Source organism: Microbacterium cremeum, from assembly GCF_015277855.1.
Lineage (GTDB): Bacteria > Actinomycetota > Actinomycetes > Actinomycetales > Microbacteriaceae > Microbacterium > Microbacterium cremeum.
The window spans coordinates 3,115,878-3,141,306 of record NZ_CP063812.1 but is presented as its reverse complement, the minus strand read 5'-3'; the positions used below and the strand labels follow the sequence as shown (position 1 = coordinate 3,141,306).

Annotated in this window: 24 protein-coding genes; 8 read left to right on the top strand and 16 right to left on the bottom strand. The window is 71.2% G+C overall.

The window, feature by feature from the left end; genetic code table 11:
• Window positions 1–90: 90 nt before the first annotated feature.
• A complete protein-coding gene (locus IM778_RS14175; RefSeq protein ID WP_194409478.1) occupies window positions 91–546 on the top strand; it encodes a hypothetical protein in 456 nt (151 codons plus the stop codon).
• 19 nt (window positions 547–565) lie between these two features.
• Here IM778_RS14175 and IM778_RS14170 read toward each other — a convergent pair whose 3' ends face one another.
• The 5 genes from IM778_RS14170 to IM778_RS14150 form a co-directional block, all read right to left on the bottom strand.
• Window positions 566–748 (bottom strand): PspC domain-containing protein, encoded by a 183-nt coding sequence (locus tag IM778_RS14170; RefSeq protein WP_194409477.1) that lies wholly within the window; start codon window positions 746–748, stop codon window positions 566–568.
• A 123-nt stretch (window positions 749–871) separates the two neighbouring features.
• Window positions 872–2,590 carry an ABC-F family ATP-binding cassette domain-containing protein gene (locus tag IM778_RS14165; protein ID WP_194409476.1) on the bottom strand — a complete coding sequence of 573 codons (1,719 nt, stop codon included), beginning with the start codon at window positions 2,588–2,590 and terminating at the stop codon, window positions 872–874.
• A gap of 273 nt (window positions 2,591–2,863) precedes the next feature.
• Entirely contained in the window at window positions 2,864–3,532 is a 669-nt protein-coding gene (locus tag IM778_RS14160; protein ID WP_194409475.1) for an alpha/beta hydrolase, read from the bottom strand.
• Between the two features lie 34 nt (window positions 3,533–3,566).
• A complete protein-coding gene (locus tag IM778_RS14155; RefSeq protein WP_194409474.1) occupies window positions 3,567–3,995 on the bottom strand; it encodes a CHRD domain-containing protein in 429 nt (142 codons plus the stop codon).
• A gap of 109 nt (window positions 3,996–4,104) precedes the next feature.
• Window positions 4,105–4,725, bottom strand: a complete 621-nt coding sequence (locus IM778_RS14150) for a hypothetical protein (protein ID WP_194409473.1) — start codon at window positions 4,723–4,725, stop codon at window positions 4,105–4,107.
• 98 nt (window positions 4,726–4,823) lie between these two features.
• On the opposite strand from IM778_RS14150, the gene IM778_RS14145 reads away from it, so the two are divergent.
• The 3 genes from IM778_RS14145 to IM778_RS14135 all read left to right on the top strand — a co-directional run bounded on the left by IM778_RS14145 (window position 4,824) and on the right by IM778_RS14135 (window position 9,403).
• Window positions 4,824–5,411: an NUDIX hydrolase family protein gene (locus tag IM778_RS14145; RefSeq protein ID WP_194409472.1), complete on the top strand. Its 588-nt coding sequence runs from the start codon at window positions 4,824–4,826 to the stop codon at window positions 5,409–5,411.
• A 40-nt stretch (window positions 5,412–5,451) separates the two neighbouring features.
• Complete coding sequence (locus IM778_RS14140; RefSeq protein WP_194409471.1) at window positions 5,452–7,365, top strand: M3 family metallopeptidase; 1,914 nt, start codon at window positions 5,452–5,454, stop codon at window positions 7,363–7,365.
• Between the two features lie 280 nt (window positions 7,366–7,645).
• Entirely contained in the window at window positions 7,646–9,403 is a 1,758-nt protein-coding gene (locus IM778_RS14135; protein ID WP_194409470.1) for a coiled-coil domain-containing protein, read from the top strand.
• 169 nt (window positions 9,404–9,572) lie between these two features.
• Here IM778_RS14135 and IM778_RS14130 read toward each other — a convergent pair whose 3' ends face one another.
• The 3 genes from IM778_RS14130 to IM778_RS14120 all read right to left on the bottom strand — a co-directional run bounded on the left by IM778_RS14130 (window position 9,573) and on the right by IM778_RS14120 (window position 12,984).
• Window positions 9,573–10,643 carry a threonine aldolase family protein gene (locus tag IM778_RS14130; RefSeq protein WP_194409469.1) on the bottom strand — a complete coding sequence of 357 codons (1,071 nt, stop codon included), beginning with the start codon at window positions 10,641–10,643 and terminating at the stop codon, window positions 9,573–9,575.
• 108 nt (window positions 10,644–10,751) lie between these two features.
• Window positions 10,752–11,432, bottom strand: a complete 681-nt coding sequence (locus tag IM778_RS14125) for an SDR family NAD(P)-dependent oxidoreductase (protein WP_228484849.1) — start codon at window positions 11,430–11,432, stop codon at window positions 10,752–10,754.
• Between the two features lie 109 nt (window positions 11,433–11,541).
• Window positions 11,542–12,984, bottom strand: a complete 1,443-nt coding sequence (locus tag IM778_RS14120; protein WP_194409467.1) for a DUF6421 family protein — start codon at window positions 12,982–12,984, stop codon at window positions 11,542–11,544.
• A gap of 82 nt (window positions 12,985–13,066) precedes the next feature.
• On the opposite strand from IM778_RS14120, the gene IM778_RS14115 reads away from it, so the two are divergent.
• Window positions 13,067–13,513 carry an Lrp/AsnC family transcriptional regulator gene (locus IM778_RS14115; RefSeq protein WP_273541849.1) on the top strand — a complete coding sequence of 149 codons (447 nt, stop codon included), beginning with the start codon at window positions 13,067–13,069 and terminating at the stop codon, window positions 13,511–13,513.
• Between the two features lie 130 nt (window positions 13,514–13,643).
• Window positions 13,644–14,618 carry a diacylglycerol/lipid kinase family protein gene (locus IM778_RS14110; RefSeq protein ID WP_228484564.1) on the top strand — a complete coding sequence of 325 codons (975 nt, stop codon included), beginning with the start codon at window positions 13,644–13,646 and terminating at the stop codon, window positions 14,616–14,618.
• A 155-nt stretch (window positions 14,619–14,773) separates the two neighbouring features.
• On the opposite strand, the gene IM778_RS14105 is transcribed toward IM778_RS14110, so the two are convergent.
• Together IM778_RS14105 and IM778_RS14100 are read right to left on the bottom strand one after the other, a co-directional pair.
• A complete protein-coding gene (locus tag IM778_RS14105; protein WP_228484848.1) occupies window positions 14,774–16,306 on the bottom strand; it encodes a CoA-acylating methylmalonate-semialdehyde dehydrogenase in 1,533 nt (510 codons plus the stop codon).
• 109 nt (window positions 16,307–16,415) lie between these two features.
• Window positions 16,416–16,925, bottom strand: a complete 510-nt coding sequence (locus IM778_RS14100; RefSeq protein ID WP_194409466.1) for a hypothetical protein — start codon at window positions 16,923–16,925, stop codon at window positions 16,416–16,418.
• A 158-nt stretch (window positions 16,926–17,083) separates the two neighbouring features.
• Between IM778_RS14100 and IM778_RS14095 the strand changes: the two genes are divergently transcribed.
• Window positions 17,084–18,325 (top strand): sensor histidine kinase, encoded by a 1,242-nt coding sequence (locus IM778_RS14095; protein WP_194409465.1) that lies wholly within the window; start codon window positions 17,084–17,086, stop codon window positions 18,323–18,325.
• Entirely contained in the window at window positions 18,322–18,951 is a 630-nt protein-coding gene (locus IM778_RS14090) for a response regulator transcription factor (protein WP_194409464.1), read from the top strand. The genes IM778_RS14095 and IM778_RS14090 overlap by 4 nt, the downstream gene beginning before the upstream one ends.
• Window positions 18,952–18,987: 36 nt before the next feature.
• Here the strand turns inward: IM778_RS14090 and IM778_RS14085 are convergent, their stop codons facing one another.
• The 6 genes from IM778_RS14085 to IM778_RS14060 all read right to left on the bottom strand — a co-directional run bounded on the left by IM778_RS14085 (window position 18,988) and on the right by IM778_RS14060 (window position 25,299).
• Window positions 18,988–20,316 carry an aspartate aminotransferase family protein gene (locus IM778_RS14085; RefSeq protein ID WP_194409463.1) on the bottom strand — a complete coding sequence of 443 codons (1,329 nt, stop codon included), beginning with the start codon at window positions 20,314–20,316 and terminating at the stop codon, window positions 18,988–18,990.
• 123 nt (window positions 20,317–20,439) lie between these two features.
• Entirely contained in the window at window positions 20,440–21,612 is a 1,173-nt protein-coding gene (locus IM778_RS14080; protein WP_194409462.1) for an ABC transporter substrate-binding protein, read from the bottom strand.
• A 73-nt stretch (window positions 21,613–21,685) separates the two neighbouring features.
• Complete coding sequence (locus IM778_RS14075) at window positions 21,686–22,513, bottom strand: ABC transporter permease (protein ID WP_194409461.1); 828 nt, start codon at window positions 22,511–22,513, stop codon at window positions 21,686–21,688.
• Window positions 22,510–23,346: an ABC transporter ATP-binding protein gene (locus IM778_RS14070; RefSeq protein ID WP_194409460.1), complete on the bottom strand. Its 837-nt coding sequence runs from the start codon at window positions 23,344–23,346 to the stop codon at window positions 22,510–22,512. The genes IM778_RS14075 and IM778_RS14070 overlap by 4 nt, the downstream gene beginning before the upstream one ends.
• Window positions 23,343–24,272: an ABC transporter permease gene (locus tag IM778_RS14065; protein ID WP_194409459.1), complete on the bottom strand. Its 930-nt coding sequence runs from the start codon at window positions 24,270–24,272 to the stop codon at window positions 23,343–23,345. The genes IM778_RS14070 and IM778_RS14065 overlap by 4 nt, the downstream gene beginning before the upstream one ends.
• Window positions 24,273–24,282: 10 nt before the next feature.
• Window positions 24,283–25,299 carry a TIGR03842 family LLM class F420-dependent oxidoreductase gene (locus IM778_RS14060; protein ID WP_194409458.1) on the bottom strand — a complete coding sequence of 339 codons (1,017 nt, stop codon included), beginning with the start codon at window positions 25,297–25,299 and terminating at the stop codon, window positions 24,283–24,285.
• Between the last annotated feature and the right edge of the window lie 130 nt (window positions 25,300–25,429).

Genomic DNA, 25,429 nt, shown 5'->3' with positions numbered 1-25,429 from the left:
CGGCGACATCGGGGTGGGCCTGGTCCAGGCCGATCGCGTATGCTCCGAATCGCGTGTGTCCCCCCGCACGCGTCTCTGCCGAGGACCGTGATGCCACCGACGCCTTCGAGCGGGCCCGAGAACCCTGCTCCGCTCACCCGCCGCACCAACCCGGCGCTCCACCGACCCTGGCTGCGCTCCCGTCGGACCCAGACGTTCGGTCTGGGCGCGCTGTGCGGCGCGCTCGGGCTCTCGCTCGTGGTCGTGGTCTCGTCGATCTTCGCGGCATCCGACGATCGGCCGCCCGCTCTTCCCGAGCCGGCTCCCGCGTCCGAGGCGCGCGTCACGCCGCGCGTCACCCCTACTCCGACGCCGACCCCCACGCCGACCGTCGAGGCGACGACGCCGACGGATGCCGCACCCGACGAGCCGGTGACCGAGCCGCCCGTCCCGCCGGAGCCGGATCCCGTTGAGAGCCCGCCGCCCGTCGTGGGGGAGGAGCCGCCGACGGGCCCGGGCAACAGCGGCACGGCCCCCGGCCGCACGAAAGACCCGAAGAAGCCCTGAGCCGGGCGCCGGAGGCGGTTCAGCGCTCGCTCGGGACCACGATCCACAGCAGGATGTACGCCCACAGCGACAGGCCGAAGACGACGACCGCGATCACGGTGAGGATGCGCACCAGGGTGACGTTCCAGCCGAACCGTGCCGCGACGGCGGCGCAGACACCGGCGATCAATCTGCCTCTCTGAGGCCTCACGAGTGCGTTCATGGCTCCATCATCCCGCCGCGCGAGGTCTCGGCGCAGGGGTGCAGGCCCCCGGATCGTCCCGGGCGCGAGCCGCGGCATCCGCCCCTTTCCGGAGAACGGATGCCGCGGCCCCGCGCCCGCGTGCTACAGCTGCGTCTGGGTGAGCGTGCCGTCGCGGTCGAGTGCGAGGACGAGCGAGACGCCGATGCGCTGCAGGAACGCGTCGTCGTGGCTGACCACCAGAACCGCGCCGCGGTAGGCGGCGAGGGCGGCGACCAGCTGGTCGACCGTGTCGAGGTCGAGGTTGTTCGTCGGCTCGTCGAACACCAGCAGCTGCGGCGGCGGATCGGCGAGCATGAGCCGCGCGAGCGCGACGCGGAAGCGCTCGCCGCCCGACAGCGTCTCGACCGGGCGCTGCACGGCGGCGCCCCGGATGAGGAACCGCGCGAGGCGGTTGCGCAACTCGACCGTGCCGACGTCGGGCGCCGCCGCGGCGACCACTTCGAGCACCGACGCCGCGTCGTCGAGCCCGTCGACCCGCTGCGGCAGGTACCCGACGCGGTCCGTGTGCAGCTCCGCCCGTACCGTCGTCAGGATCGGCGAGCCTTCACGGCTGGGGAGGGGCGCGATTCCGGGCTCGTACCCGCGACTCGTGCGTGCCGACCCTGCGTGCGGGACGGCTCCGGCCACCAGCGTCTCGAGGAGCGTCGTCTTGCCGGCGCCGTTCGGCCCGATCAGGCCCACCCGTTCGGGGCCCTGGACGATCCACGAGCGCTCGCCGTCGCCGATGGTCGCGATGCGGCGCGACGCCGGAACCCCCGGGTCGGGCAGGTCGATCCTGACGGTGTCGTCGTCGCGGACGCGGCGCTCGGCGGCGTCCAGCACCTCGCGAGCACTCGCCTCCCGGTCGGCCTTCTCGCCGCGGAGCTTGCCGGCCGAGACCTGGGCAGCCATCTTCCGGCCGCCCGCGACGATCTTGGGCACCCGCTTCTCGAGCTGGGCCTTCCGGCCCATCGCGGCGCGACGCGCGATCGTCGTCTCGGCCTCGATGCGCTGCCGCTTCTCGCGGCGCACCGCCTGTTTGGCGGCGCGCTCGGCATCGCGCGCAGCGCCCTGCTCGGCATCCAGCCATGCCCGCCACTGGGAGTACGGACCGCCGAACACCGACAGCTCGCTGTCGTACAGCTCGGCGGTGTCGTCCATCAGCTCGAGCAGCGCCGTGTCGTGACTGACCACGACGAGCGCGCCCCGCCACGATCGCACCATCTCGTGCAGGCGCGCGCGGGCGTCGCGGTCGAGGTTGTTGGTCGGCTCGTCGAGCAGGGCGATGGGCGCTGCCCCGAGACGGATGCCGGCGACCGCGGTCAGCACCGCCTCGCCGCCCGAGAGCTGACCCACGGAGCGGTCCAGCATGTCGGGCGCGAGCCCGGCTTCGGCGAGGGCGGCGTGCGCGCGCGCCTCGATGTCCCAGTCCGACCCGACCGCGTCGAAGTGACGCGGGTCGGGGTCGCCCGACTCGATCGCGCGCAGCGCGCGCAACGGCGCGCCGACGCCGAGCAGGTCGGCCACGGGTCGGTCGACGTCGAGCGTCAGCCGCTGCGGAAGGTACGCGACCGGGCCCACGGACCGGGGCGCTCCGGAAGGGTCGAGGGCGTTCGTCGCCGTGATGCGGCCCGTCGACGGCGTGAGCTCGCCGGCGATGAGACGCAGCAGCGTCGACTTGCCCGAGCCGTTGCGGCCGACGAGTCCGGTGCGGCCGGTGCCGAACGACCCGGAGAGGTCGGAGAGCGCCACCGTGCCGTCGGGCCACGAGAACGAGACGCGATCGAGGACGATCGATGGGGTGAGGGTGTGTGCAGGCATGAGGCCTCCTGAGTCAGTCATGCGCTGACACCGGAGCCGTGGCATGCCCGGGATCGCGCCCGATGACGGGCTCAGAAGACCGGGGCCGGAACGGCCGATCGACGCCAGCGCGGAATCATGGAGCGCTGAGGCGTCGAGGAACGACGGAGCAGCGCGATTACAGCGCGGTCGCGTCGATCAGCTTCAAGGGAGTTCCTCACCTCGGGGGACAAAGGCCGACAGCCACGATAGCGGATGCCGCCCCGCCGCGGAACAGGCGCTGCGGCCGCAAGGTCAGCCGGCGTCGTCGGCGAGCTGCTCCAGCTGCTTGTCGAGGAAGGTCACGACATCGGCGAGCTCCTGCTCCGAGACACTGTGGGTGAGTCCCGGGTACACGCGCCCGCTGAGGTCGACGTGGTCGGGAAGCCACTGGGTCGAGTGCTCGACGAGGAAGGGCGGGATGACGTCGTCATGGGTGCCGCGTCCCCAGAAGACGGGCGGGCGGCGGTCGGCGAGCTCGGCGTCGCGGGGCAGTCCGCCCGGCGTGACATAGCCCGAGAGGTTCACCGCGAACCGGTATCGCTGCGGCTCGAGGCGCATCGCCTGCAGGGCGACGGCACCGCCCTGCGAGAAGCCGAGGAGGCCGATGCGGTCGGACGCGCCGGCCGCGGCATCCGTCCAGGCGACGAGCCGGTGCGCCGCGGACGTGACGTGCGCGGCATCCCTGCTCTCGAGGCCCTCGATGGGAAACCACGAATACCCGGGGGCCGGGAACGGCGGAGCGAGCGGTGCGCGGACGGCCGCGACGACGAAATCGCCGGGCAGGTGCGGCGCGAGGGCGAACAGATCGCGCTCGTCGGCCCCGTAGCCGTGGAGCAGCACCAGCAGCGGCCGGCCGGCTCGCTCCGCGGGCTCGGCCGACCACAGGACGGCATCGGAATCGAGAGGCTCGTGCGGACTCACGCCTCCATCCTGCCTCGCCGCTCGGACGTCGTCGTCACTTCAGCTGGCCGCGCACCTCACCGCCGGGGTACGTGGGCGTGTGGACGTTCACGTAGTAGTCCCGCGGATTCGCGGCGATCGCCGCGAGCACGGCGGGATCGGCGGTCGTGCATCCGCTGATGTCGAACGTCGTCGCGTTCGGGACGATCAGCGGCACCACGATCGGCCCCGCGACCTTTCGCGGTGCGACGTGGATGTGGGCGGCGACGGCGGGCGCCGTCAGCCCCTCGACCTCGAGCGTGTAGCAGAACTCGTCGCCGTCGATCGTGTACGAGAAGAACCCGTGTGCGCCGCCCTCGGCGCCCGTGGTCTCCTGACCGTTGTTGACGGGTATCGCCGGTGCCGCGCTGGCGGCGGCGCCCCCTCCGAAAGCCAGCACCGCGATCGCCGCCGTGGCGAGCGCGGCGCGAGTGGCTTTGCGCATGGTGTGTCCTCACTTCCTGTCGGGCCGGCGCCGGGATGGGCCGGCAGCTCGCACGCTACGCCCGGACCCGGTCCGCGACAAGGCGTGCACCGCACGCGTGGGACGCGCCTCAGATCTTGATCGGGAACGTGAAGAGGATGACGATCGCGACGATGTCGACCGCGATCGCCAGGCCGAGGAGGGCGCGCCCGATCCACGTCTTGACATCGCGCTGAGACATCGCGGTGAGGAACAGCACCAGTGCGAAGAGCACCGTGAGGAGGGAGTAGTTGTCGCCGCGCTGATTGTCGGCGAGGGCCTCGGCGAACTTGGCGTCGGCGCGGGCGTTGAGCTCTTCGGCCTCGACCTGTCCGGGCGGAACGTACTCCTCCCGGGCGAAGGGGCCGTTCTCTGCCATTCCATCGTCCTGCCACGCGTCGAAGGCGGTGGCGAAATGCGGCGTGAAGCGATCCTCGATGTACTGGGCCAGCTCGGTCTTGCCGTCGGCGGTGGCGACGACCCATTGCGCGTAGACGGTGAGGTCGAACTGCTCGGCCGAGCGGGCCTCTCCCGCGGCGCTGGCCGCCTGGATCCGGGAGGACGAGGCCTGGCTGAACGCGATCGACATCTCGCCGCCCCACTTCGACGACTCGAAGCCGCACCACGCGGTGAGGACCGCCGTGATCGAGAGCAGGAACACACCGACGACGTCCTGGATGCGGGTGAAGCGGCTGTCAGGCTCTGCGTTCATCTCGTCCTCCGATCCGGATGGGAGTCAGCGTACTGACGACAGCCCCGCATGTGGCAGTGGCGCGACCGCAACGCCGGGCGAAGGGGTATACAGGAGGCATGTCCGTGCGCACCCCCGACCCCGAGCCGGCGGGCGACGAGCCGTTCGGCCCGCCGTCCGGGAACGTCTCGAACCCCGCCTGGCTCAGCGACATCGAGCTCGAAGAGGCCCGCCGGCGGCTGCCCATGCTGTACGTCGAGGGCATTCCGGTGCGCACCGACGGCATGGGCCAGGTCACCGAGATCGGCATCCTGCTGCGCGCCACCCCGGTGGGCGAGATCACCCGCACGATCGTGTCGGGCAGGGTGCGCTACGGCGAGACGGTGCGCGACGCGCTGTTCCGTCACCTCGAGAACGATCTCGGCCCGATGGCGTTCCCGATGCTCCCTCCGCAGCCGGTGCCCTTCACGGTCGCCGAGTACTTCCCGCTGCCGGGTGTGAGCGCGTTCCACGACGACCGGCAGCACGCCGTGTCGCTCGCGTTCGTCGTTCCCGTCACCGGCACGTGCGAGCCGCGCCAGGATGCGCTCGAGGTGACGTGGCTCACGCCCGCGGAAGCGGCATCCGACGCGCTCTCCGCCGAGATGGAGGGCGGGCGCGGCACGCTCATCCGTCTCGCGCTCGCGAGCGTCGGCGCGCTGCCCTGACGCTCGACGCGATGTCGCGGCGCGGCAATAGGCTCGGACGGTGACCATCGAGCCGCTGCCGTTCCCGACCGATGCCGCAGGCTGGGCCGCCTTCGCCGCCGACCGCCCTGCCGAGCGGCTGGCCCGCGTCGCCGAGGTCGATGCCCGGCTGAGGACCGAGCCGGGACTGACGACAGTCGAGCGTCTCGAGCTGTGGAACGACGCCGACATCGCACTGCACGAGGCTCTCAGCCAGGCGTACGTGGTGAGCGAGGCGCATCCCGACGCGTCGGTGCGGGCCATCGCCGAGGAGCAGGTGCAGGCGGTCGAGTCGGTGGCGGCGTCGCGGCTGCTCGACCGCGAACTCTGGCGCGCGTTCGCCGACACCCCCGCGGACGGCCTCGACGCCGACGAGGCACGACTGCTGGAGCATCTGCTCCGCGACTTCCGGCGCGGGGGAGTGGAGCTGACGGATGCCGAGCGCGAGCGCGTCCGGCAGCTCGCCGACCGCGACACCGAGCTGTCGCTCGCCTTCTCGCGGAACATCCGAGAAGGACGCCGCGAGGTGACGGTGCCGCTCGCCGGGCTCGCCGGGCTGCCGCAGGACTTCGTCGACGCGCACCCGGCCGACGAGCGGGGCCTCGTGACGTTGACGACCGACTACCCCGACCTCATGCCGGTGCGCGAGTACGCGACCGACCGCGCGACCCGTGTCGCCCTCGTGAGCGCCTACAACGACATGGCGTGGCCAGAGAACGAGCCGGTGCTCGCGGAGCTGGTCGAGGTGCGGGCCGAACGCGCCCGTCTGCTGGGCTACCCGGACTGGGCGGACTACGAGACCGAGACGCGCATGATCGGGGGCGGCGCGCAGATCCCGGTCTTCCTGGCTCGCCTCGACGAGGCCTCCCGCGAGGCGGCCGAGGCCGAGTACCCGCTGCTGCTGGAGCGGCTGCGGCGCGACGTGCCCGATGCCGACACCGTCACGATCGCGGACTTCTGGCACCTGCTGAGCGTGCTGAAGGCGGAGCGCCACGGCGTCGACCCCCAGCTCGTGCGCTCGTACTTCCCGTTCGAGCGCGTGGTGGAGGGCGTGCTCGAGGTCACCGGGCGACTGCTCGACGTCGAGTACGTGCCCGTCGACATGCCGACATGGCACGAGGACGTGCGCTCCTACGACGTGGTGCGCGACGGGCTGCGCATCGGTCGCATCCATCTCGATCTGCATCCGCGCGACGGCAAGTTCAGTCACGCGGCGTGCTTCCCGCTGGCGCCAGGCGTGCGCGGCCGCGTCCTTCCCGAGGCCGCGCTCCTGTGCAACTTCTCGCGCGGTCTGCTCGAGCACGACGAGGTCGTGACGTTCTTCCACGAGTTCGGGCACCTCGTGCACGAGATCCTGGGCGGTCGGCAGCGGTTCGCCCGCTTCTCGGGCGTGCAGTCCGAGTGGGACTTCGTCGAGGCGCCGAGCCAGCTCCTCGAGGAGTGGGCGTGGGACGCGGACGTGCTGGCGTCCTTCACGGCCGACGCGGGCGGGGCGCCCATCCCGGCCGACCTCGTCGCGCGCATGCGCACGGCCGACGCGTTCGGCCGTGCGCTGGAGGTCCGCCGTCAGCTGGGTCACGCCAACGTCTCGTACCACCTGCACGTCGACCGGCCGGCCGACCTGCAGGGCGAGACCGAGCGGCTCTACTCCTCGACGAGCCCGGTCCAGCCGCTGCCCGGTCTGCACCCCTATGCGGGGTTCGGTCATCTCACCGGCTACGGCGCGTGCTACTACACGTACCAGTGGAGCCTCGTCATCGCGCGCGATCTGCTGAGCGGGTTCCGGAACGGGCTCATGGACCCGCAGGCCGCGCGTCGCTACCGCACCGAGGTGCTCGAGCGTGGAGGATCGCGCGACGCGAAAGACATGGTGGAGGCCTTCCTGGGTCGGCCGTCGTCCTTCGACGCCTACCGCCGGTGGCTCGCCGGCGGGTGACGGCTCCTCCCGGGTCTCGCAGCACCGCTCGGAGCGACGCCGCACTCCTGCAGAAGAAGCGCGAAGGGCCGGATCCCGGAGTGTTTCCGAGACATAGACGGGGGAGGTATCCTTCGACCTACCCCCGAAGCGCAGACATCCTGCGACACGATCCCCCCCCGGTGTCGTCCTGGAGCGTGCCTTTGCGCGGTGAGCGTCGTCGGCTCCGCCCTCGGCAGCACAGCGCGGAGGACGCCCTCGCGCTTGTGGTCCCACAACTCTGAGAGAACCGGAGACGCACATGTCCGACAACGCCGCACCGGCCGAAGGCACCCCCGAGGCCCCCCATCCGTTCGACAGCCTGATCGGCGACACCGCGACGACGTCGTTCGGTGCGGCCTTCGCGACGGCGTTCCGCGGCTACGACAAGGACGAGGTCGACGCGGCGATCGCCGGGCTGAACGCGCGCATCCGCGCCGCCGGGGACGAGGTCGCCCAGCTCAAGCAGCACCAGCGCCGCGCGGGCGCTGCCGTGGCGCAGAGCCGCGCCAAGGCGGAGCGGCTCGAGGCCGAGCTCGATGCCGCCAGGACGCAGGGCGGCGGCGAGGCCGACCAGCTGCGCGCGCAGCTCGCCGAGATCGAGGCCCGGCACCGTGACGAGATCGAGCGGCTGAAGGAGCAGTTCGCGGTCTCGCGCTCCCAGGAGGGCGAGGAGGTCGAGCGCCTGCGCGCGGAACTGGCCGCCGCGGCCGCCCAGACGGCTCATGCCGAGCAGCAGGTCCAGGCGCTCAGCGAAGAGCTGATCGGCGCCTCGACCGAATCGGCGGGCCGCCCTCAGTTCGAAGAGATCCTGCGCGTCGCCGAAGACCAGGCGAGCGTCCTCATCCGCAACGCGACCGTGCAGGGCGACCGTCTGCTCGAAGCCGCGCGCGAGGAGGTCGACAACCGCCGCCGCTCGGCGCAGGCCGAGGCGGACGGCATCGTCTCGCAGGCCCAGCACGAGGCTCAGCAGGTGCGCCTGCGGATCGACACCGAGCTGACGGCGCACCAGGCGCGCATCGAGCGGGAGGCCGCGCACGCCGCCGAGAAGGTGGCGCAGGCGGAGCGCGAGGCGGCCGCGATCCGTTCCGAGGCCGAGAAGGGCGCGGCGGCGCTGCGGTCGATGGTGGCGCGCGAGACCGCGCGCGACCGTTCGGAGGCCGAGGAGGCGGTGCGCGAGCTGCGCGTGCGCGCGCTGGAGTTCGAGGCATCCCTCAGCCGCCGTCAGGACGACGCGCACCAGGAGTTCCTCGTGCTGCACAATCAGGCCGTCGCCCACGCCGAGCGCATCACGCAGGACGCCAACGAGCAGGTCGCCGCGTCGCTCGAGCACGCGCAGCGCGTGTCGGCGAAGGCCGACGACTTCGAGCGGCTCGTCCGGGCGCAGGCGCAGCAGATCGAGGCCGACGCCGCGATGCGCGCCCGCGATCACCTCGACCAGGCGCGTGCGAAGGCGCAGCGCATCATGGAGCTCGTCACGACGCACTCGCAGGCGGTGCTTCGCGATGCCGAGGACCGCACCCGCCAGCTGCGCTGGCAGCAGCATCAGCTCACGAGCTTCATGGCCGAGGTGAAGGAGCTCATCCGTCCCGAGGCGCCCCTCGCGCCTGCCGAGGACGACGGGACGGATGCCGCGCCCGCCGCGGACACCGCCGCCGAGGCATCCGTCCTCGCCGACGAGCCGCGCGAGGCGTCTGAGGTCGCGATCGACGCCGACTCGGCGACGGACGAGGCCGACGCCGAGGGTGACGTCGACGTCGAGGAGCACGTCGAGACGACGACGGATGCCGCCCCCGACGCCTCCGGTGAGGCTGGGGCCGACGAGTCCGAGATCGAGGCCGAGTCCGACGTCGAGTCCGATGTCGAGGCCGTGCCCCAGGAGTCGTCGCCCGACGACGTGTCGGCGGACGATGTCGACGCCGAACTCGCCGAACTGGTCGAGCAGAGCGAGTCGGCGGATGCCGAGATCGACGCAGCCACCGGCGCCCCGGCCGAGGCGTCCGAGCCGGCGGACTCGTAAGTCCTATCGGGCGTTGAGCGAGCGAAGCGAGTCGAACGCTCCGAACCCGGCGCAGACCGGCGGCTCACGGCGTTTCGTCTCGCTCGCTGACGCTCGCTCAACGACCGGTGGTGGGGCGTTCTGTCTCGGGCGCTGGAGCGTCCTTCGAGGGGCGACCGGAGGCTCGCGGTCAGGCGGCCGACGTCTCGCGGGCGATCGCGGCGATGAAGGCGTCGATGTCGTTCTCGGACGTGTCGAAGCTGCACATCCAGCGCACCTCGTTCTTCGCGGCATCCCAGTCGTAGAAGCGGAACGACGCGCGCAGGCGGTCGGCGACGCCGTCGGGCAGGGTCGCGAACACGCCGTTGGCCTGCGTCGGCTGCGTGAAGGCGACGCCGCGGATCGAGCCGTCGGCGAGCCCCGCTTCGACGCCCGCGCGCAGACGCTGCGCCATCGCGTTGGAATGCGAGGCGTTGCGCAGCCACAGGTCGCCCTCGAGCAGCGCGAGCAGCTGCGCCGACACGAAGCGCATCTTCGAGGCGAGCTGCATGTCGAGCTTGCGCAGGAACTTCAGACCCCGCGACGCCTCGGGGTTCAGCACGACGACGGCCTCGCCGAGCATCGCGCCGTTCTTGGTTCCGCCGAAGCTCAGCACGTCGACGCCGACGTCGCGCGTGAACGCGCGGAAGGGCACGCCGAGGGATGCCGCGGCGTTCGCGATGCGCGACCCGTCCAGGTGCACGTTCATGCCGAGGCTGTGGGCGTGGTCGGCGATCGCGGCGATCTCGTCGACGCTGTACAGAGTGCCGAGCTCGGTGGACTGCGTGATCGACACGACGAGCGGCTGCGCGCGGTGCTCATCGCCCCAGCCCCACGCCTCGCGGTCGATGAGCTCGGGCGTGAGCTTGCCGTCGTCGGTCGGGATGGTGAGGAGCTTGATGCCCGCGACCCGCTCGGGCGCACCGCCCTCGTCGACGTTGATGTGCGCCGTGCCCGCCGCGATCACCGCGCCCCACCGCGGGAGCATGGACTGCAGGCCCACGACGTTCGCACCGGTGCCGTTGAAGACCGGGTACGCCTCGACGCCCTCGCCGAAGTGCCGGGCGAACACCTCCTGCAGTCGCTCGGTGTAGACGTCCTCTCCGTAGGCGACCTGGTGGCCGTCGTTGGCGGCGGCGATGGCCGCGAGCACCTCGGGGTGGATGCCGGAGTAGTTGTCGGAGGCGAAGCCGCGCAGGTTCGGGTCGTGGATCGTGGTCACGGGTGTCCAATCTAGTTCCTGGGATGCCGGTCGTCGCGCGGCACCGCGACTCGCTTCGCTCGCTCAGCGCGGGTCTCCGCGAGACGAAACGCCTCGCGCCTCACTCGTTCAGAGCGTGGGGTCGGTGAGCTCGACGATCGTGTCGTTCACGGTGGCGGCGTCCACCGACCAGAGGTCGGCGAAACGCTGCGCGAGAGCCTCCTCGAGGCCATCGAGGGACTTCACGCGATAGATGACGGATGCCGCAGCCAGCGGCGCGCCCGCATCGCGCGCGGCCTTCGCGAACCCGTGAGCGACGGCGCGCGCCCAGGCCTCGGTCGCCGCCTTCACGGCCGCGTAGTTGGCGCCTCCCGCGAGCGGCCGCGCGACCGCCGTCGAGGAGACGACCGCGAGGCGTCCGGCGTCGGATGCGCGCAGATCGGCGTCGAACGCCCGGCTCACGTGCCGGAGCGCGGTGAGGGAGCCCTCGAGGAAGCGGAAGTCCTCGTCGGTCTGCCCCTCCAGTCCGCCGCCTCCGCGCCAGCCGCCGACGAGGTGCAGCACGCCGTCGACCGCGTCGCCGCGGGCGTGGATGTCCTCGGCGAGCGCGCCCACGGCGTCGTCGTCGGTGAGGTCGCACACCTCGAGCCGGGCCGCGCTCCGGCCCTGCTCGACCAGTCGTTCGTTGAGCGAGCGGAGCGAGTCGAAACGCGCGGCGTTGCGCCCGATGGCGACGACGCGCGCCCCGGCCGCGAGCAGGGTGCGCGTCGCCGCGAGGCCGGAGGCGCTCGTCGCGCCCGCGATCAGCACCAGGCGCCCGGAGACTCCTGACGTTTCGTCTCGCTCGTTCCTCGCTCGCTCGACGACCGGTGGCTCGGGCCGTGAGCCGAGCCCGGTCGCCGAGCCTGTCGAAGCGTCGTCAGGCATCGCGTCCGGTGATTCCCGTGGTCGACTCGATGACGGGCTTCATCTTCTTGTCGAGCGCCTCGAAGAACATCGACAGCGGGAACTCGTCGTCCATGACCGCGTCGGTGTAGCCCTTCGGCGCGCCGGCGAGGATCTCGTCGGGCAGGCCACGTGCCCACGCCGACGCCGGATTCGGCGTGACGGTGCCCCGCACGAGGTCGTAGGCGGCGAGCCAATGCGCCGTCTTGGGCCGGTCGATCGAACGCCAGTAGAGCTCGTCGATCGCGGCGCCGAGCGCGATCACGGTGGCGGGCACCTCGTCCCAGTCGAACGCGAGGGATGTGTCGGTCCAGTGCAGCACGCCGCGCTGGTGCAGCCACGCGAAGAGCAGCTGGCCGCCCAGACCGTCGTAGTTGCGCACGCGGGAGCCCGTGATCGCGAAGCGGAAGATGCGGTCGAAGATCACCGCGTACTGCACCAGCTTCGCGTGCTCGAGCATCTCGGCCTCGGCGGCGTCCAGTTCCTCGCCGGACTCGGCACGAGCCGCCAGGCGCCCCTCGATCGCGACGCACTCGCGGAAGGCGGTGAGGTCGCACCGCAGCTCCTCCAGCGAATACAGGAAGTACGGCATCCGCTGCTTGATCATGAACGGGTCGAACGGCAGGTCGCCGCGCATATGCGTGCGGTCGTGGATGATGTCCCACATCACGAACGTCTTCTCGGTCAGCGCCTGATCGTCGAGCATGCGAGCGGCGTCCTCGGGCAGTTCGAGCTTCGTGATGTCGGCGGCGGCCCGCACGACGCGGCGGTAGCGGGCGGCCTCGCGGTCCTGGAAGATCGCGCCCCACGTGAACGTCGGGATCTCGCGCATCGCGACGGTCTCGGGAAAGAGCACGGCGCTGTTGGTGTCGTACCCGGGCGTGAAGTCGAGGAACCGCAGCGACACGAACAGCTTGTTGCCGTAATCGCCCGCTTCGAGCTGCGCGATGAACTCGGGCCAGATCACCTCGACGAGCACCGCCTCGACGTGCCGGTCGCGCGACCCGTTCTGCGTGTACATGGGGAAGACGACGAGATGACGGATGCCGTCGACCCGGTGCTGCTGCGGCTGGAACGCGACGAGCGAGTCGTAGAAGTCGGGTACCCCGAAACCGCTGTCGGCCCAGCGCTCGAAATCGCGGACGGATGCCTGGAGGTAGGCGTCGTCGTGCGGGAACTGCGGACGCAGCTCGTCGATGGCCGCCGTGATCGCGGTGACGTGTGCGCGCGCCGCGGCGTGGGCCGCCGCATCCGGAACCGACCCGTCCTGCACCTGCAGGGTCTGCAGCGCCGTCGCCGCCTGCTTGAGCGACAGCCAGGCCGCGCTGGACTCCACGTCCTGCGCGAGGGTGCGGGCGTCTTCGACGACCTCGGGCTCTCCGACAATGGACTTCGCGTTGTGCGCGGTCATGGACATGGGAACCTCCGATCTTCGAAGAGAGTGGTGCGAACAGGAAGATTTACGGCCGATGCCGCAGATCACCGATATTCTTCCATGCATGGAGGATGTTGTCGATCAGCGCATCGTGCAGGAGGTCTCGCTCAATGCGCGCGCGACGCTGGCCGAGCTGTCGGCTGCGGTCGGGTTGTCGGTGTCGGCGGTGCAGACCCGCCTGCGGCGCCTCGAGGCGCGCGGCGTCATCACCGGCTACCGCGCGACCATCGACGCCGAGGCCGTCGGCAAGCCGCTCTCGGCGTTCATCGAGATCACGCCGCTGGATCCCGGTCAGCCAGACAACGCGCCCGACCTGCTCGAGCACCTGGCCGAGATCGAGGCGTGCCACTCGATCGCGGGCGATGCGAGCTACATCCTGTTCGTGCGGGTCGCGAGCCCGCGGCATCTCGAGTCGCTGATCCGCGACATCCGCTCCGCCGCGTCGGTCAACACCCGCACGACGGTCGTGCTGCAGACCTTCTACGAGAACCGCCCCGTCCTCCCCGCGTAGCGTGAGACACGCGTTGAGGTTGAGAAACCACACGTAGGTTGAAAACCCACGGTTGCGGCGGTTTCTCAACCTATACGTGGTTTCTCAACCTCAGGGGGCGCGCGGGTGCGGCCAGGCGTACGCTCGGGCCATGCCTTCGGAGCGGTCCGGGTCGACCGCGGGGGCCGGTCGCGGCGTGTTCATCGTGCGGAACGCGCAGTCCGGCACCGCGGTGATCCGCGCGGATCCCGCGGCGGTCCTCGCAGACCGGCTGCCCGACGCGGTCGTGCACGAACTCGACGACGGTGACGAGCTCGCGGGCGTGGTGACGGCGGCCATGGAGACGGATGCCGCGCCCGCCGTGCTCGGCGTCTACGGCGGCGACGGCTCGGTGTCGCGCATGGCGGACCTCGCGCGGCGTCATGGCCGGCCGCTGCTGGTGATGCCCGGAGGAACGTTCAACCACTTCGCACGATCCGCCGGGCTGACGGACGTCGACACCGCGATCGACGCGCTGGAGGCCGGGACCACCGTCGACGTGAGTGCCGTTGAGGTCAGCGCCGACGGCGAGAGCCCGTTCCTCGCGCTCAACGCGGTCTCTGTCGGGGCCTATCCCGAGCTGATCGACGAGCGCGAGCGGCGGCGTCCGAGGCTCGGCAAGTGGCTCGGCGGGGTCGTCGCCGCGTGGCACGCGCTCCGGGATGCAGAGCCCCTCGTGATCGTGCGCGACGGCCGCCGCGCTCGCGTGTGGTCGGTGTTCGTCGGCGTCGGCCGCAACGACCCGCTGCGCGTCGCGACGATGCAGCGCGAACACCTCGAGGAGGCGGTGCTCGACGTGCGCATCCACCACGCCCGAGGATCGAGGGCCCGTGCCGTGGCCTCCCTCGCGTTCGGTCGGCGCACGGCCGCGGTGCTGCGCGCGCTGCGGCTCATGCCGCCGCGGTCGGACGTCGAGCGCCTCGTGGTGGGCGAGTTCCAGATCACGGTGCGGCCGGAGCCGGGGCATCCGTCGGTGTTCGTCCACGACGGCGAGCTCGAGGAGCGGCCGGGTGCGCAGTTCGCGCTGCGCTGCGCCGCGATCCCGCGCGCGGTGACGGTGTTCGCGCCACCGCGCGCGGATCGTTGAGCGCGTTTCGTCTCGGTCGCTGGCGCTCCCTCGCTCAACGACCGACTGCTCCGGGGCGTTGAGCGCGTTTCGTCTCGGTCGCCGGCGCTCCCTCGCTCAACGACCGAGGCGGTCGTTGAGCGAGCGAAGCGAGACGAAACGCCTGTGCGGGCGGATCAGGTGTGCTGCGGGAAGCCCAGGTTCAGGCCGCCGTGCGAGGGGTCGAGCCAGCGCGAGGTGATCGCCTTCTCGGCCGTGAAGAACTCGAACGCGTGCGGACCGTACGCCTTGGTGTCGCCGAAGTGCGACGCCTTCCAGCCGCCGAACGAGTGGTAGGCGACCGGCACCGGGATCGGGACGTTGATGCCGATCATGCCGACCGTCGCCTCGCGCTGGAAGCGCCGCGCCGCGCCGCCGTCGTTCGTGAAGATCGCGGTGCCGTTGCCGTAGGGGCTCGAGTTGATGATCTCGAGGCCGTCCTCGTATCCCTCGACGCGCACCACCGACAGCACGGGTCCGAAGATCTCGTCGCCGTACACCGTGGACGACGTCGGCACCTTGTCGATCAGGGTGGGGCCGAGCCAGAAGCCGTTCGGATCGCCGTCGGGCTCCACTCCACGGCCGTCGACGACCACGGTGGCGCCGTCGGCCCCGGCGACGTCGATGTACGACGAGACCTTGTCGCGGTGCTGTCCGGTGATGAGCGGCCCCATGTCGCACCCGCGCATGCCGTCACCGGTGCGCAGCGTCCTCATGCGCTCGGCGACCTTCGCCACGAGCTCGTCGGCGACGGTGTCGACGGCCAGCACGACCGAGATCGCCATGCATCGCTCGCCCGCCGAGCCGAAGCCGGCGTTCACCGCTGCATCGGCGGCGAGGTCGAGGTCGGCGTCGGGGAGCACCAGCATGTGGTTCTTGGCGCCGCCGAACGCCTGCACGCGCTTGCCGTGCGAGGTCGCCGTCTCGTAGACGTACTTCGCGATCGGGGTCGATCCGACGAACGAGATCGCGCGCACGTCGGGGTGCTCGAGGAGCGCGTCGACGGCCTCCTTGTCGCCGTGGACGACGTTGAACACGCCGTCGGGGAGCCCCGCCTCGGTGAGCAGCGCGGCCATCCAGTTCGCCGCGCTCGGGTCTTTCTCGGACGGCTTCAGGATCACCGCGTTGCCCGCCGCCAGCGCGACGGAGAAGAACCACAGCGGCACCATCGCCGGGAAGTTGAAGGGACTGATGATGCCCACCACGCCCAGCGGCTGCTTCATCGTGTAGACGTCGATGCCGCTCGAGGCGTTCTCGGTGTAGGCGCCCTTGGTGAGGTGGCCGACGCCGCACGCGAACTCGACGACCTCCATGCCGCGAGCGATCTCGCCCAGCGCGTCCGAGAGCACCTTGCCGTGCTCGGTCGTGAGGATCTCGGCGAGCTCGTCCTTGCGCGCGTTGAGCAGCTCGCGGAACGAGAACAGCACGGCCTGGCGCTTCGCGATCGAGGTGTCGCGCCACTGGGTCCACGCCGCCGACGCCACGTCGACCGCAGCACCGACATCCGTCGTCGACGCGAACCGCACGTGCTTGTGCACGGTCCCGAGCGCCGGGTTGTAGACCGGTCCGGTGCGGTCGGAGGCGCCTGCCCAGGCGGCGCCGCCCACCCAGTGGTCGAGCGTGGTCGTGGCAGCCTCGTCGGTGCGCTCCAGTGTCGTGGTGTCGGTCATCATCGTCCTCTCCATCGGGTGACCCTTCGTGGGGGCCAGCTACCAGTCTGCGCCGTAGGAGCCGTCGCGCAACCCTCAGATCGCTCGACGGCGCCCCCGCACGCGGCGATCAGCGGGTGAGCTGGATGCCGAGCGTCGCGAGCACCCCGAACAGCACACCCCAGAGGGTGATCGAGATGATCTGCCAGAAGATCACGAGGTTGCGGTGCGCGCCGAACGACACCATCGCCGCCGACGTGATCTGGCTGGGAAGGATCGTCTGGCCGAGGAGGCTCACGCCCGCCACGCCATACCGGTCGAACGCACGGCGCAGCTTCTGCCGGCGCGGCGACTCCGCAGGCTCCCGCTCCGCGACGGTGGCCCCGCCTTCGCTGCGCGCAGCGCGCCCGGCGACCACCTTGGTGCGCACGCCGTGCGCCGAGAGCACGAACACGATCATCGAGATCACGTTGCCGATCACGGCGGCTCCGATCGCGACGACCGGCGGCAGTCCGATCACCACGCCGATCATCGAGCCGAAGTACGACTCCACGAACGGGATGGCCGAGACGAGCATGACGCCCAGCCACTGGATGTACTCGGGGAAGGAGGAGGCGAAGTCCTGGAGAGCGTCGATCATGCTGCGTCCTTTCGGGGGATTTCCGGATGCCTCGATTCGAAGCATGACTCCATCCTTCGAGCGGCGTCCGTGTCGCGGCAGTGCCGCGGCATCACGTCTTCGCGGGAGCAATCGCACAGCGCGTCGGTGACATTTGTCACTGGTCTACTGTCGAAGCCATGCCACGTGAGGAGACCGGCGGTGCGGCGGCCCGCAGCGAGCCGAACAGCTCGCCGTCGAGCACGCACTCGCGAAGCGTGCGCCACACCTGGCTGTACACGCTCGGGTCGATCGTGTTCTTCGTCGGGTTCTTCGCCGTCTTCGTGGCGCTGCTCATGCTGGAGACGTTCGCCGCCGAATCGGGCGCACTCACCGCGGCGATCATCGTGCTGCAGCTGGTGGCCGGGGCCGTGCAGATCCGGTACTGCTGGTTCCTGCGCGTCGGGCGCGGCGGCGGGCTGCCGTCGGGCTGGTGGACGGCGGCGCTCCTCGCGCCCGCGGCGGCGGTATGGGTACTCGGACTGCTCCCCGACGGCTTCGGCTTCACCGCGGGGGCGTCGCTGTGGGCAGCGACGTGCCTCATCGCCTGCCTGGTCCCGCGGCGAGGGCGGTGGCTGCTCCTCGCGCTCGGCGCGGTCATGCTCCTCGGGCATGCGCTGCTCGCGGCCGCGCTGACCGGCGCGCCGTTCGCCTTCGCCGCCTCGGGCGGTGCCTGGGCGACGAGTGTCTATGCGCTCCTGCTTCCGTTCATGGTGATCACGAGCCTGTGGTGGTGGGAGATCGTGGTCGAGCTGGATCGCAACCGTCGCGCGGCCGCGCAACTGGCCGTCGCGCAGGAGCGGCTGCGCTTCGCGTCGGACCTGCACGACATCCAGGGGCACCACCTGCAGGTGATCTCGCTGAAAGCCGAGCTGGCCGAGCGCCTGCTGTCGCGGGATCCGGATGCCGCGCGCGAGAACATCCGCGAGGTGCGCCTCATCGCGAAGCAGGCGCTCGAAGAGACGCGGTCGCTCGTCGCCGGGTACCGGCAGGTCGCTCTCGACGAGGAGCTGGAGAACGCCCGCGAGGTGCTCACCGCCACTGGCGCACGGTGCACGCTGCAGATCGCCGTGCTGCCGTCCGATGCGGCGTCGCGCAGTGCGCTGGCCTCGGTGGTGCGCGAGGCGACGACGAACATCCTTCGGCACAGCGAGGCGACCGAGGTGTCGATCGTGCTCTCGACAGACGGCGAGGACGGAGTCCTGGAGATCGTCAACGACGGCGTCATGGACGACGCCGGCCCACGTGCCTCGGGTGGCTCGGGCATCGCCGGGCTGCGCGAGCGTCTCGCGTCCGTCGGCGGCGCCCTGGACAGCGGCATCTCGGATGGCCGTTTCGCACTGCGGGCCCGGGTGCCCCTCACGGCGGCGGTGACGGCGTGACCGGCGGGCGGACCGAGGGGCGCGGCATCCGTCTGCTCGTCGCGGACGACGAGCACCTCATTCGGGGCGCGCTCGTCGCGCTGCTGACGCTCGAACCCGACATCGACGTGGTCGCGACCGCCGAGAACGGCGCGGAGGCGGTGGAACAGGCGGTGCGGCACCGCCCCGACGTGTGCCTGCTCGATCTCGAGATGCCGGAGGCCGACGGCGTGGAGGCCGCCGCCCGCATCCTGGCGACCGTGCCCGCCCGGGTCATCATCGTGACCCGGCACGCGCGCCCGGGTGTGCTGCGCCGGGCGCTCGCGGCCAAGGTCTCGGGGTTCGTCCCGAAGTCCACCCCCGCCGACGAGCTGGCGGATGTGATCCGCGACGTGGCGGCGGGCAAGCGCTACATCGACCCCGAGATCGCCGCGACGGCGCTGACAGCGGAGCGCAGTCCGCTCACCGACAGAGAGCTCGACGTGCTGCGGCACAGCCGGTCGACGCTGTCGGTCCAGCGCATCGCCGCGCACCTGCACCTCGCGCCCGGCACGGTGCGCAACTACCTGTCGTCGGCGATGACCAAGCTCGACGCGTCCTCGCGCCACGAGGCGGCCGAGAAGGCGTGGGAGAACGGCTGGATCTGAGCCCGCCGGCCGACGAGCCCACGGCCGAGGCGCCTGTCACTCTCGCGCGACCGCAGTGAGCGCCTCGTCGTAGATCGCCAGGGCCTCGGCCACCTGGGCGTCCGTCACGACGCACGGCGGAACGACGTGGATGCGGTTGTCGACCGTGAGCGGCAGCAGGCCGCGACTGGTGAGCTCCTTCTTGAGCCGGGCCATGACCTCGGCGCCCACCGGCTCGCGCGTCCCGCGGTCGCCGACGAGCTCGATCGCCCAGAACACGCCCTCGCCCCGCACCTCGCCGATGAGCGGGTGCCGCTCGGCGAGCTCCCGCAGGCCCGGACCGATCGCCTCCTGGCCCACGCGCCGGGCGTGGTCGACGATCCCCTCGGACTCCATCGCGTCGAGGGCGGCGACGATGGATGCCGCAGCCAGCGGGTGACCGGAGTACGTGAGCCCGCCCGGGAAGACGCGGTCGTCGAAGGTCGCGGCGATCGCCTCCGAGACGATGACCCCGCCCACCGGCACGTACCCCGAGTTCACGCCCTTCGCGAATGCGATGAGGTCGGGCACGACGTCGTAGCCCTGGAACGCGAACCACCGCCCGGTGCGTCCGAAGCCGGCCATCACCTCGTCGAGGATCAGCACGATGCCGTACCGGTCGCACAGCGCGCGGACGCCGGCGAGGTAGCCGGGCGGCGGCACGAGGATGCCCGCCGTGCCCGGCACGGACTCGAGCAGGATCGCCGCGATCGTCGAGGGTCCCTCCGACTGGATGACCCGTTCGAGGTGGCGCAGCGCCCGCTCGGACTCCTCCTCGGGCGTCGTCGCCCAGAACTCGCTGCGGTACAGGTAGGGCCCGAAGAAGTGCACGTGTCCGCGTGCGTAGCGGTTCGGCATCCGTCGCCAGTCGCCCGTCGCCACGATCGCGGCGCCCGTGTTGCCGTGGTACGAGCGATAGGTCGACAGCACCGTGTCGCGACCGGCGTCCCCGCGCGCAGCGCCGTGCAGGCGTGCCATGCGGATCGCGTTCTCGACGGCGTCGGCGCCGCCGTTGGTGAAGAACACCTTGGCGAACCCGTCCGGGGCCTTGCCTAGGATCCGCTGCGCCGCCCGCCCGCGCTGCAGGTTGGCCGTCGCGGGTCCGATGGTCGCGAGCTCGGCGGCCTGCGCGCGGATGGCGGCGACGACCGCGGGATGCTGATGCCCGATGTTGACGTTGACCAGCTGACTGGCGAAGTCGAGCATGCGATGGCCGGCGTGATCCCACACCACGGCGCCCTCGCCGCCCGCGATGACGGGCAGATCGAGTCCCGCCTGAGCGGACCACGAATGGAACACGTGGTCGCGGTCGAGTTGCTTCGCGAGGGCATCGAGGTCTTCGGTCATCCGCTGGCTCCGAATCCGGATCGGGGGCGTGTCAGGTAACGTTCGTCGCTCGACGACCGGGGGTCAAGAGGCGATCCCGGTCGTCGAGCGACGATTGCGGACGAAGTGTCCGGCGCCGTGCGGCTATTGACCGCCCTCGGTGAGGGTCACCTCGATCGGCGTGTACTCGCCGTCGACGACGACGCCTTCCTCCTCGAGCTCGGCGAGAGCCTGCTCGATGTACTCGTTCGACCATGCCGTGTCGGAGGGCTCTGTCGTGATGAGCTCCAGCCCGTCCTGGTTGACCGCCGAGAGCGCGCCGGCGACGGTCTTGTCCCACGCGGCCTCGTCGATCAGCCCGAAGGGCGCGCCCGTCCAGATGAGCTTGTTGACCTCGTTCATCTGCCATTCCTGGTGCACCGGGCCCACGGGGAACGCCGCCTCGGCGTTGGATGCGATGTCGTAGACGATCGACGCGGCCTCCTGGGGATTGTCGCGCGCGAACACCCAGCCCTTCGTGACGGCCTTGAGGAAGCGCACGGCGGCGTCGGCATAGGCCGGGTCGTCGGCGAGACGCTGCGTGTCGGCCCAGATGGCGTCCTGCAGCATCGCCCCCTCGGTGTCTTCGTACGAGACGACGTCGAAGTCGTCGGGCTGGTACAGCTCGCCCGTGTCGGGGTTGACGACCTCGAGGATCTGCGCCCACTCGTTGTAGGTCATCGCCTGGGCGGCGTCGACATCGCGGTCGAGCAGGGCGTTCATGCTGAAGTCCTGCGTGGTGATCGACACGGTGGTCGCGTCGAGGTCCTCGGCGGCCATCGCCGCGAAGATCTCCCATTCGTTGCCGAAGCCCCACGAGCCGATGCGCTTGCCCTCGAAATCGGCGACCGAGGTCAGGCCGTCGCCCTTCCACGACACCTGGAGGGTGCCCGACTTCTGGAACACCTGCGCGATGTCGGTGAGCTCGACCCCGGTGGCCTCGAGGGTGCCGAGCACCTTCGGGACCCACGCGATGGCGAAGTCGGCGTCGCCGGCGACGAGGGCGTCCTGCGGCACGATGTCGCCGCCCGACGGGATGATCTCGACGTCGTTGAAGCCCTCCTCCTCGAAGTAGCCCTGTTCCAGGGCCACGTAGTAGCCCGCGAACTGGGCCTGGGGCAGCCACTGCAGCTGCAGCCGGATGGACGTGAGCGGCTCGAAGTCCTCGCCGCCGGACGGGTCGGGGGTCGACGAGCCGGAGCACGCGGCGAGCGCGAGAGCCGTGACGGAAGCGACGGATGCCGCGGCCAGGCCGCGCCGGATGGTGCTGTGTCTCATGGCGTTCCTTTCTTGGTGCTGCTGATCTGGTGGTGCTGGATCCGATGGGCGGGAGGCCCGCCGGACGCGCCGGTCAGGCCGGCGACCGCCTCGCGGCCAGCCGCTCGAGGAGCGATGTCGCGAGGAAGAACACGAGGCCGATGAGCATGCCGCCCACCACGTACGCCCATGCGAGCGCGGCACGGCCCGACTTGGCGTACGTCGCGATCGCCGTGCCGATGCCGTCGGCCGGACCTCCGAAGTACTCGGCGACGAGCGCCGCGATGACGGCCAGCGAGCTCGCGATCCGCAGGCCCGTCATCAGGTAGGGGAGCGCGTTGGGCAGCGTGAGGACGCGAAAGGTCTGCAGCCCCGACGCCGCCGATGCGCGCAGCACGTCGCGGTGGACGGGCCGGGTCTGGCGCAGGCCCCGCAGCACGTTGACGAAGACGGGGATGAAGGCGGCGATCGTCGCGACCGCCTGCCGCCCGAACTGGCTCGACGCGCCGAACATCGTGTTGAGGATCGGCGTGATCGCCACGATCGGGATCACCGCGAGGGCCGACACGAGCGGTGCGATCATCCCGTCGATCGGCCGCGCCGCCGCGGCGAGCCCTGCGAACAGCAGCGCGAGGAGCGAGCCCACCGCGAGCCCGACCAGCGCGTTGGTGGCGGTGATCATCATGTCCTGCGCGATGATCGGCCACCGCAGGACGAACTCCTGTGCGATCGCGACCGGGCTCGGCAGCATCCGCGGCGCGGTGCCGAGCACGTCGACCCAGATCGTCCAGGCGGTGAGGATCACGACGCCCACCGCGACCGGCGCGACCCAGCGCAGGAAGCCCGGGAGCGCGCCGTCGGCGGGCGGACGGTCGCGGCGCCCGGGCCGCGCCGGGAGCATCGTGGGCGTGGGGACCGTCATCGGTCGTTCGCCCTCTCCACCGGCACGCCGTGCAGCGCCTCGCGCACCGCGGTGACGCGCTCGAAGTACTCCGGCGACTCGCGCAGCGCCTCGCCCCGATCGTCTCCGAGCCCGATCTCGATGACGTCGGTGATGCGGCCGGGTCGCGGGCTCATCACCACGACGCGGTCCGAGAGGTACACCGCCTCGGGGATCGAGTGCGTCACGAAGACGACGGCGGCCCCGGTCTCACCGGCGATGCGCACCAGCTCCGACTGCAGTCGCTCGCGGGTCATCTCGTCGAGGGCGCCGAACGGCTCGTCCATCAGGAGCAGCTTCGGCCGCGCGGCGAGGGCTCGCGCGATCGCGACGCGCTGCTGCATCCCCCCGGAGAGCTGGTCGGGGTACCGATCGATGAACTCGGTCAGTCCGACGAGTTCCGCCAGCTCCGCCACCCTCGCCGCCCGTTCCGGCTTGCCGGTTCCGTGCAGCTCGAGCGGCAGCCCGATGTTGGCGGCCACCGTTCGCCACGGCAGCAGTCCCGCCTGCTGGAAGGCGATGCCGTAGTCCTGGTCGAGACGCGCCTGCTTCGCCGGCTTGCCGAAGATCTCGAGCGTCCCGCTCGTGGCCTGGTCGAGGTCTGCGATCAGTCGGAGCAGCGTCGACTTGCCGCAGCCCGACGGTCCGATGAGGGAGACGAACTCGCCGGCGCCGACCGCGAGCTCGACATCCGTCAACGCCATGACCTCGCCGGTCCTGGTCGGGAAGACCTTCCCGACGCCGGAGGCGCGCACGGCCCATGGCTCATTCGGACCCTGGGCCTGTCGGACGGCAGCAACCGGTCTCGTCGTCATGCGGCGGCCTCTCCTCTGCGGTAGTCGGCGAGTCCGAGGCCGATGAGGGCGACGGATCCCGCGGCGATGAGCCCGAGTGCGATCGAGCCGAAGGTGGGGCCCCACGGCGCGGCGGGGTCGCTCGACGCCTGGCCGGCGAGCTGGATGAGCATGCGGCCGATGCCGCCGCGCATGCCGATCGAGACCTCGGCCACGACTGCGCCGAGGACGGCGTTGGCGGCGGCGAGGCGCAGAGCGGGCAGCAGATGCGGCACGGCGGCCGGCAGCCTCAGGCGCAGCAGCGTCGGCCAGTAGCCGGCCGCGTAGCTGTTCATCAGGTCGAGGTGGATGCGGTCGGGCGACGCGAGCCCGCGGAGCATGCCCACCGCCACCGGGAAGAACGCGAGGTACGACGCGATGACCGCGACCGACAGCCACTGCGGCCACATGCCGCCGCCGCGGTCGATCTGGTTGCCGATGGCGTTGACGACGGGGGCGAACGCGATGAGCGGCACGATCTGGCTCACCACGATCCAGGGGAGCAGGCCCCACTCGAGCAGGCGCCACCGCTGCATCACGAGGCCCAGCACCGCCCCGACGGCGACGCCGATCAGCCACCCGACGGCGGCGATGCCGAGGGTCAGGAGGGCAGCGCCCGCGACCGACACCCACAGCGGCGGGGTGTCGCCGCCGCTCGTGGGAGCGAAGAGCCTGGCGACCATGTCCCACACGTGGGGCATCGCGCGGTCGTGCGTGCGCGGCAGGATCATGACGCCCGAGCCCGACCGGCCTTCGACGGCCCCGAGCACCACGCCTTCCGCCGGCCCGAGGAGCTTGTACAGCTCCCACAGCAGCACCACCGCCACGATGCCGAGCGCTCCCCAGCCGGCGGCGATCCACCCGCGCACCTCGCCCTGTCGTCTCGCCGACCAGCCGACCGGCTTCATCGCGCCGCCGTCATCTCTTGGCGTCCACGTGGGTCTGCAGGGCCGGGATCACCGTCTCGCCGTAGACCCGCAGCGTCTCTTCCTTGTTGTCGTGCTGCAGGTAGCCGGCGAACTGGGTGACGCCGAGCGCGCGAAGCTGCTCGAGCTTCGCGATGTGCTGCTCGGCGGTGCCGAGGATGCAGAAGCGCTCCACGATCTCATCGGGCACGAAGTCGACGTGGTCGTTCTCGGCCCTGCCGTGCGTGTTGTAGTCGTAGCCGCGGCGGCCTTCGATGTAGTCCGCGAGGGCGTCGGGGATCGCGCCGTGGTGGCCGTATTTCGCCACGATGTCGGCGACGTGGTTGCCCACCATGCCGCCGAACCAGCGGCATTGGTCACGCATGTGCGCCCAGTCCTCGCCGATGTACATCGGTGCCGCCACGCAGAACGACAGCGACTCGGGGTCGCGACCGGCGGCGGACGCGGCATCCTTCACCGTCTTGATCATCCAGGCGGCGATGTCGACGTCGGCGAGCTGCAGGATGAAGCCGTCGCCGACCTCGCCCGTGAGCTGGAGCGCCATCGGGCCGTACGCCGCGACCCACACGTCGAGCTGCGACCCGCGGCTCCACGGGAACTGCAGCGTCGAGCCCTTGTACTCGACGGGACGCGAGTTGCCGAGCTCGCGGATGACGTGGATCGACTCGCGCAGCTCGGCCATCGTGACCGGTTTGCCGTTGGTCACCCGCACCGCCGAGTCGCCGCGGCCGATGCCGCAGATCGTGCGGTTGCCGTACATCTCGTTGAGGGTGGCGAAGACGGATGCCGTGACCGTCCAATCGCGCGTCGCAGGGTTCGTGACGAACGGGCCGACCATCACGCGCTTGGTCTCGGCGAGGATCGCCGAGTGGATGACGTAGGGCTCCTGCCAGAGCAGGTGCGAGTCGAAGGTCCACACGTGGCTGAACCCGTGCGCCTCCGCGAGCCTGGCCAGCTGCACGGTGCGCGCCGCGGGCGGATTGGTCTGCAGAACGACGCCGAAGTCCATGTGTGCTCCTAGTTCGGGGGCGTTTCGTCTCGTCGCTGCGCTCCTCGCTCAACGACCGAGGGGTCCCGGTCGTCGACCGAGGGGTCCCGGTCGTTGAGCGGGCGAAGCGAGACGAAACGCGGCGAGGTTG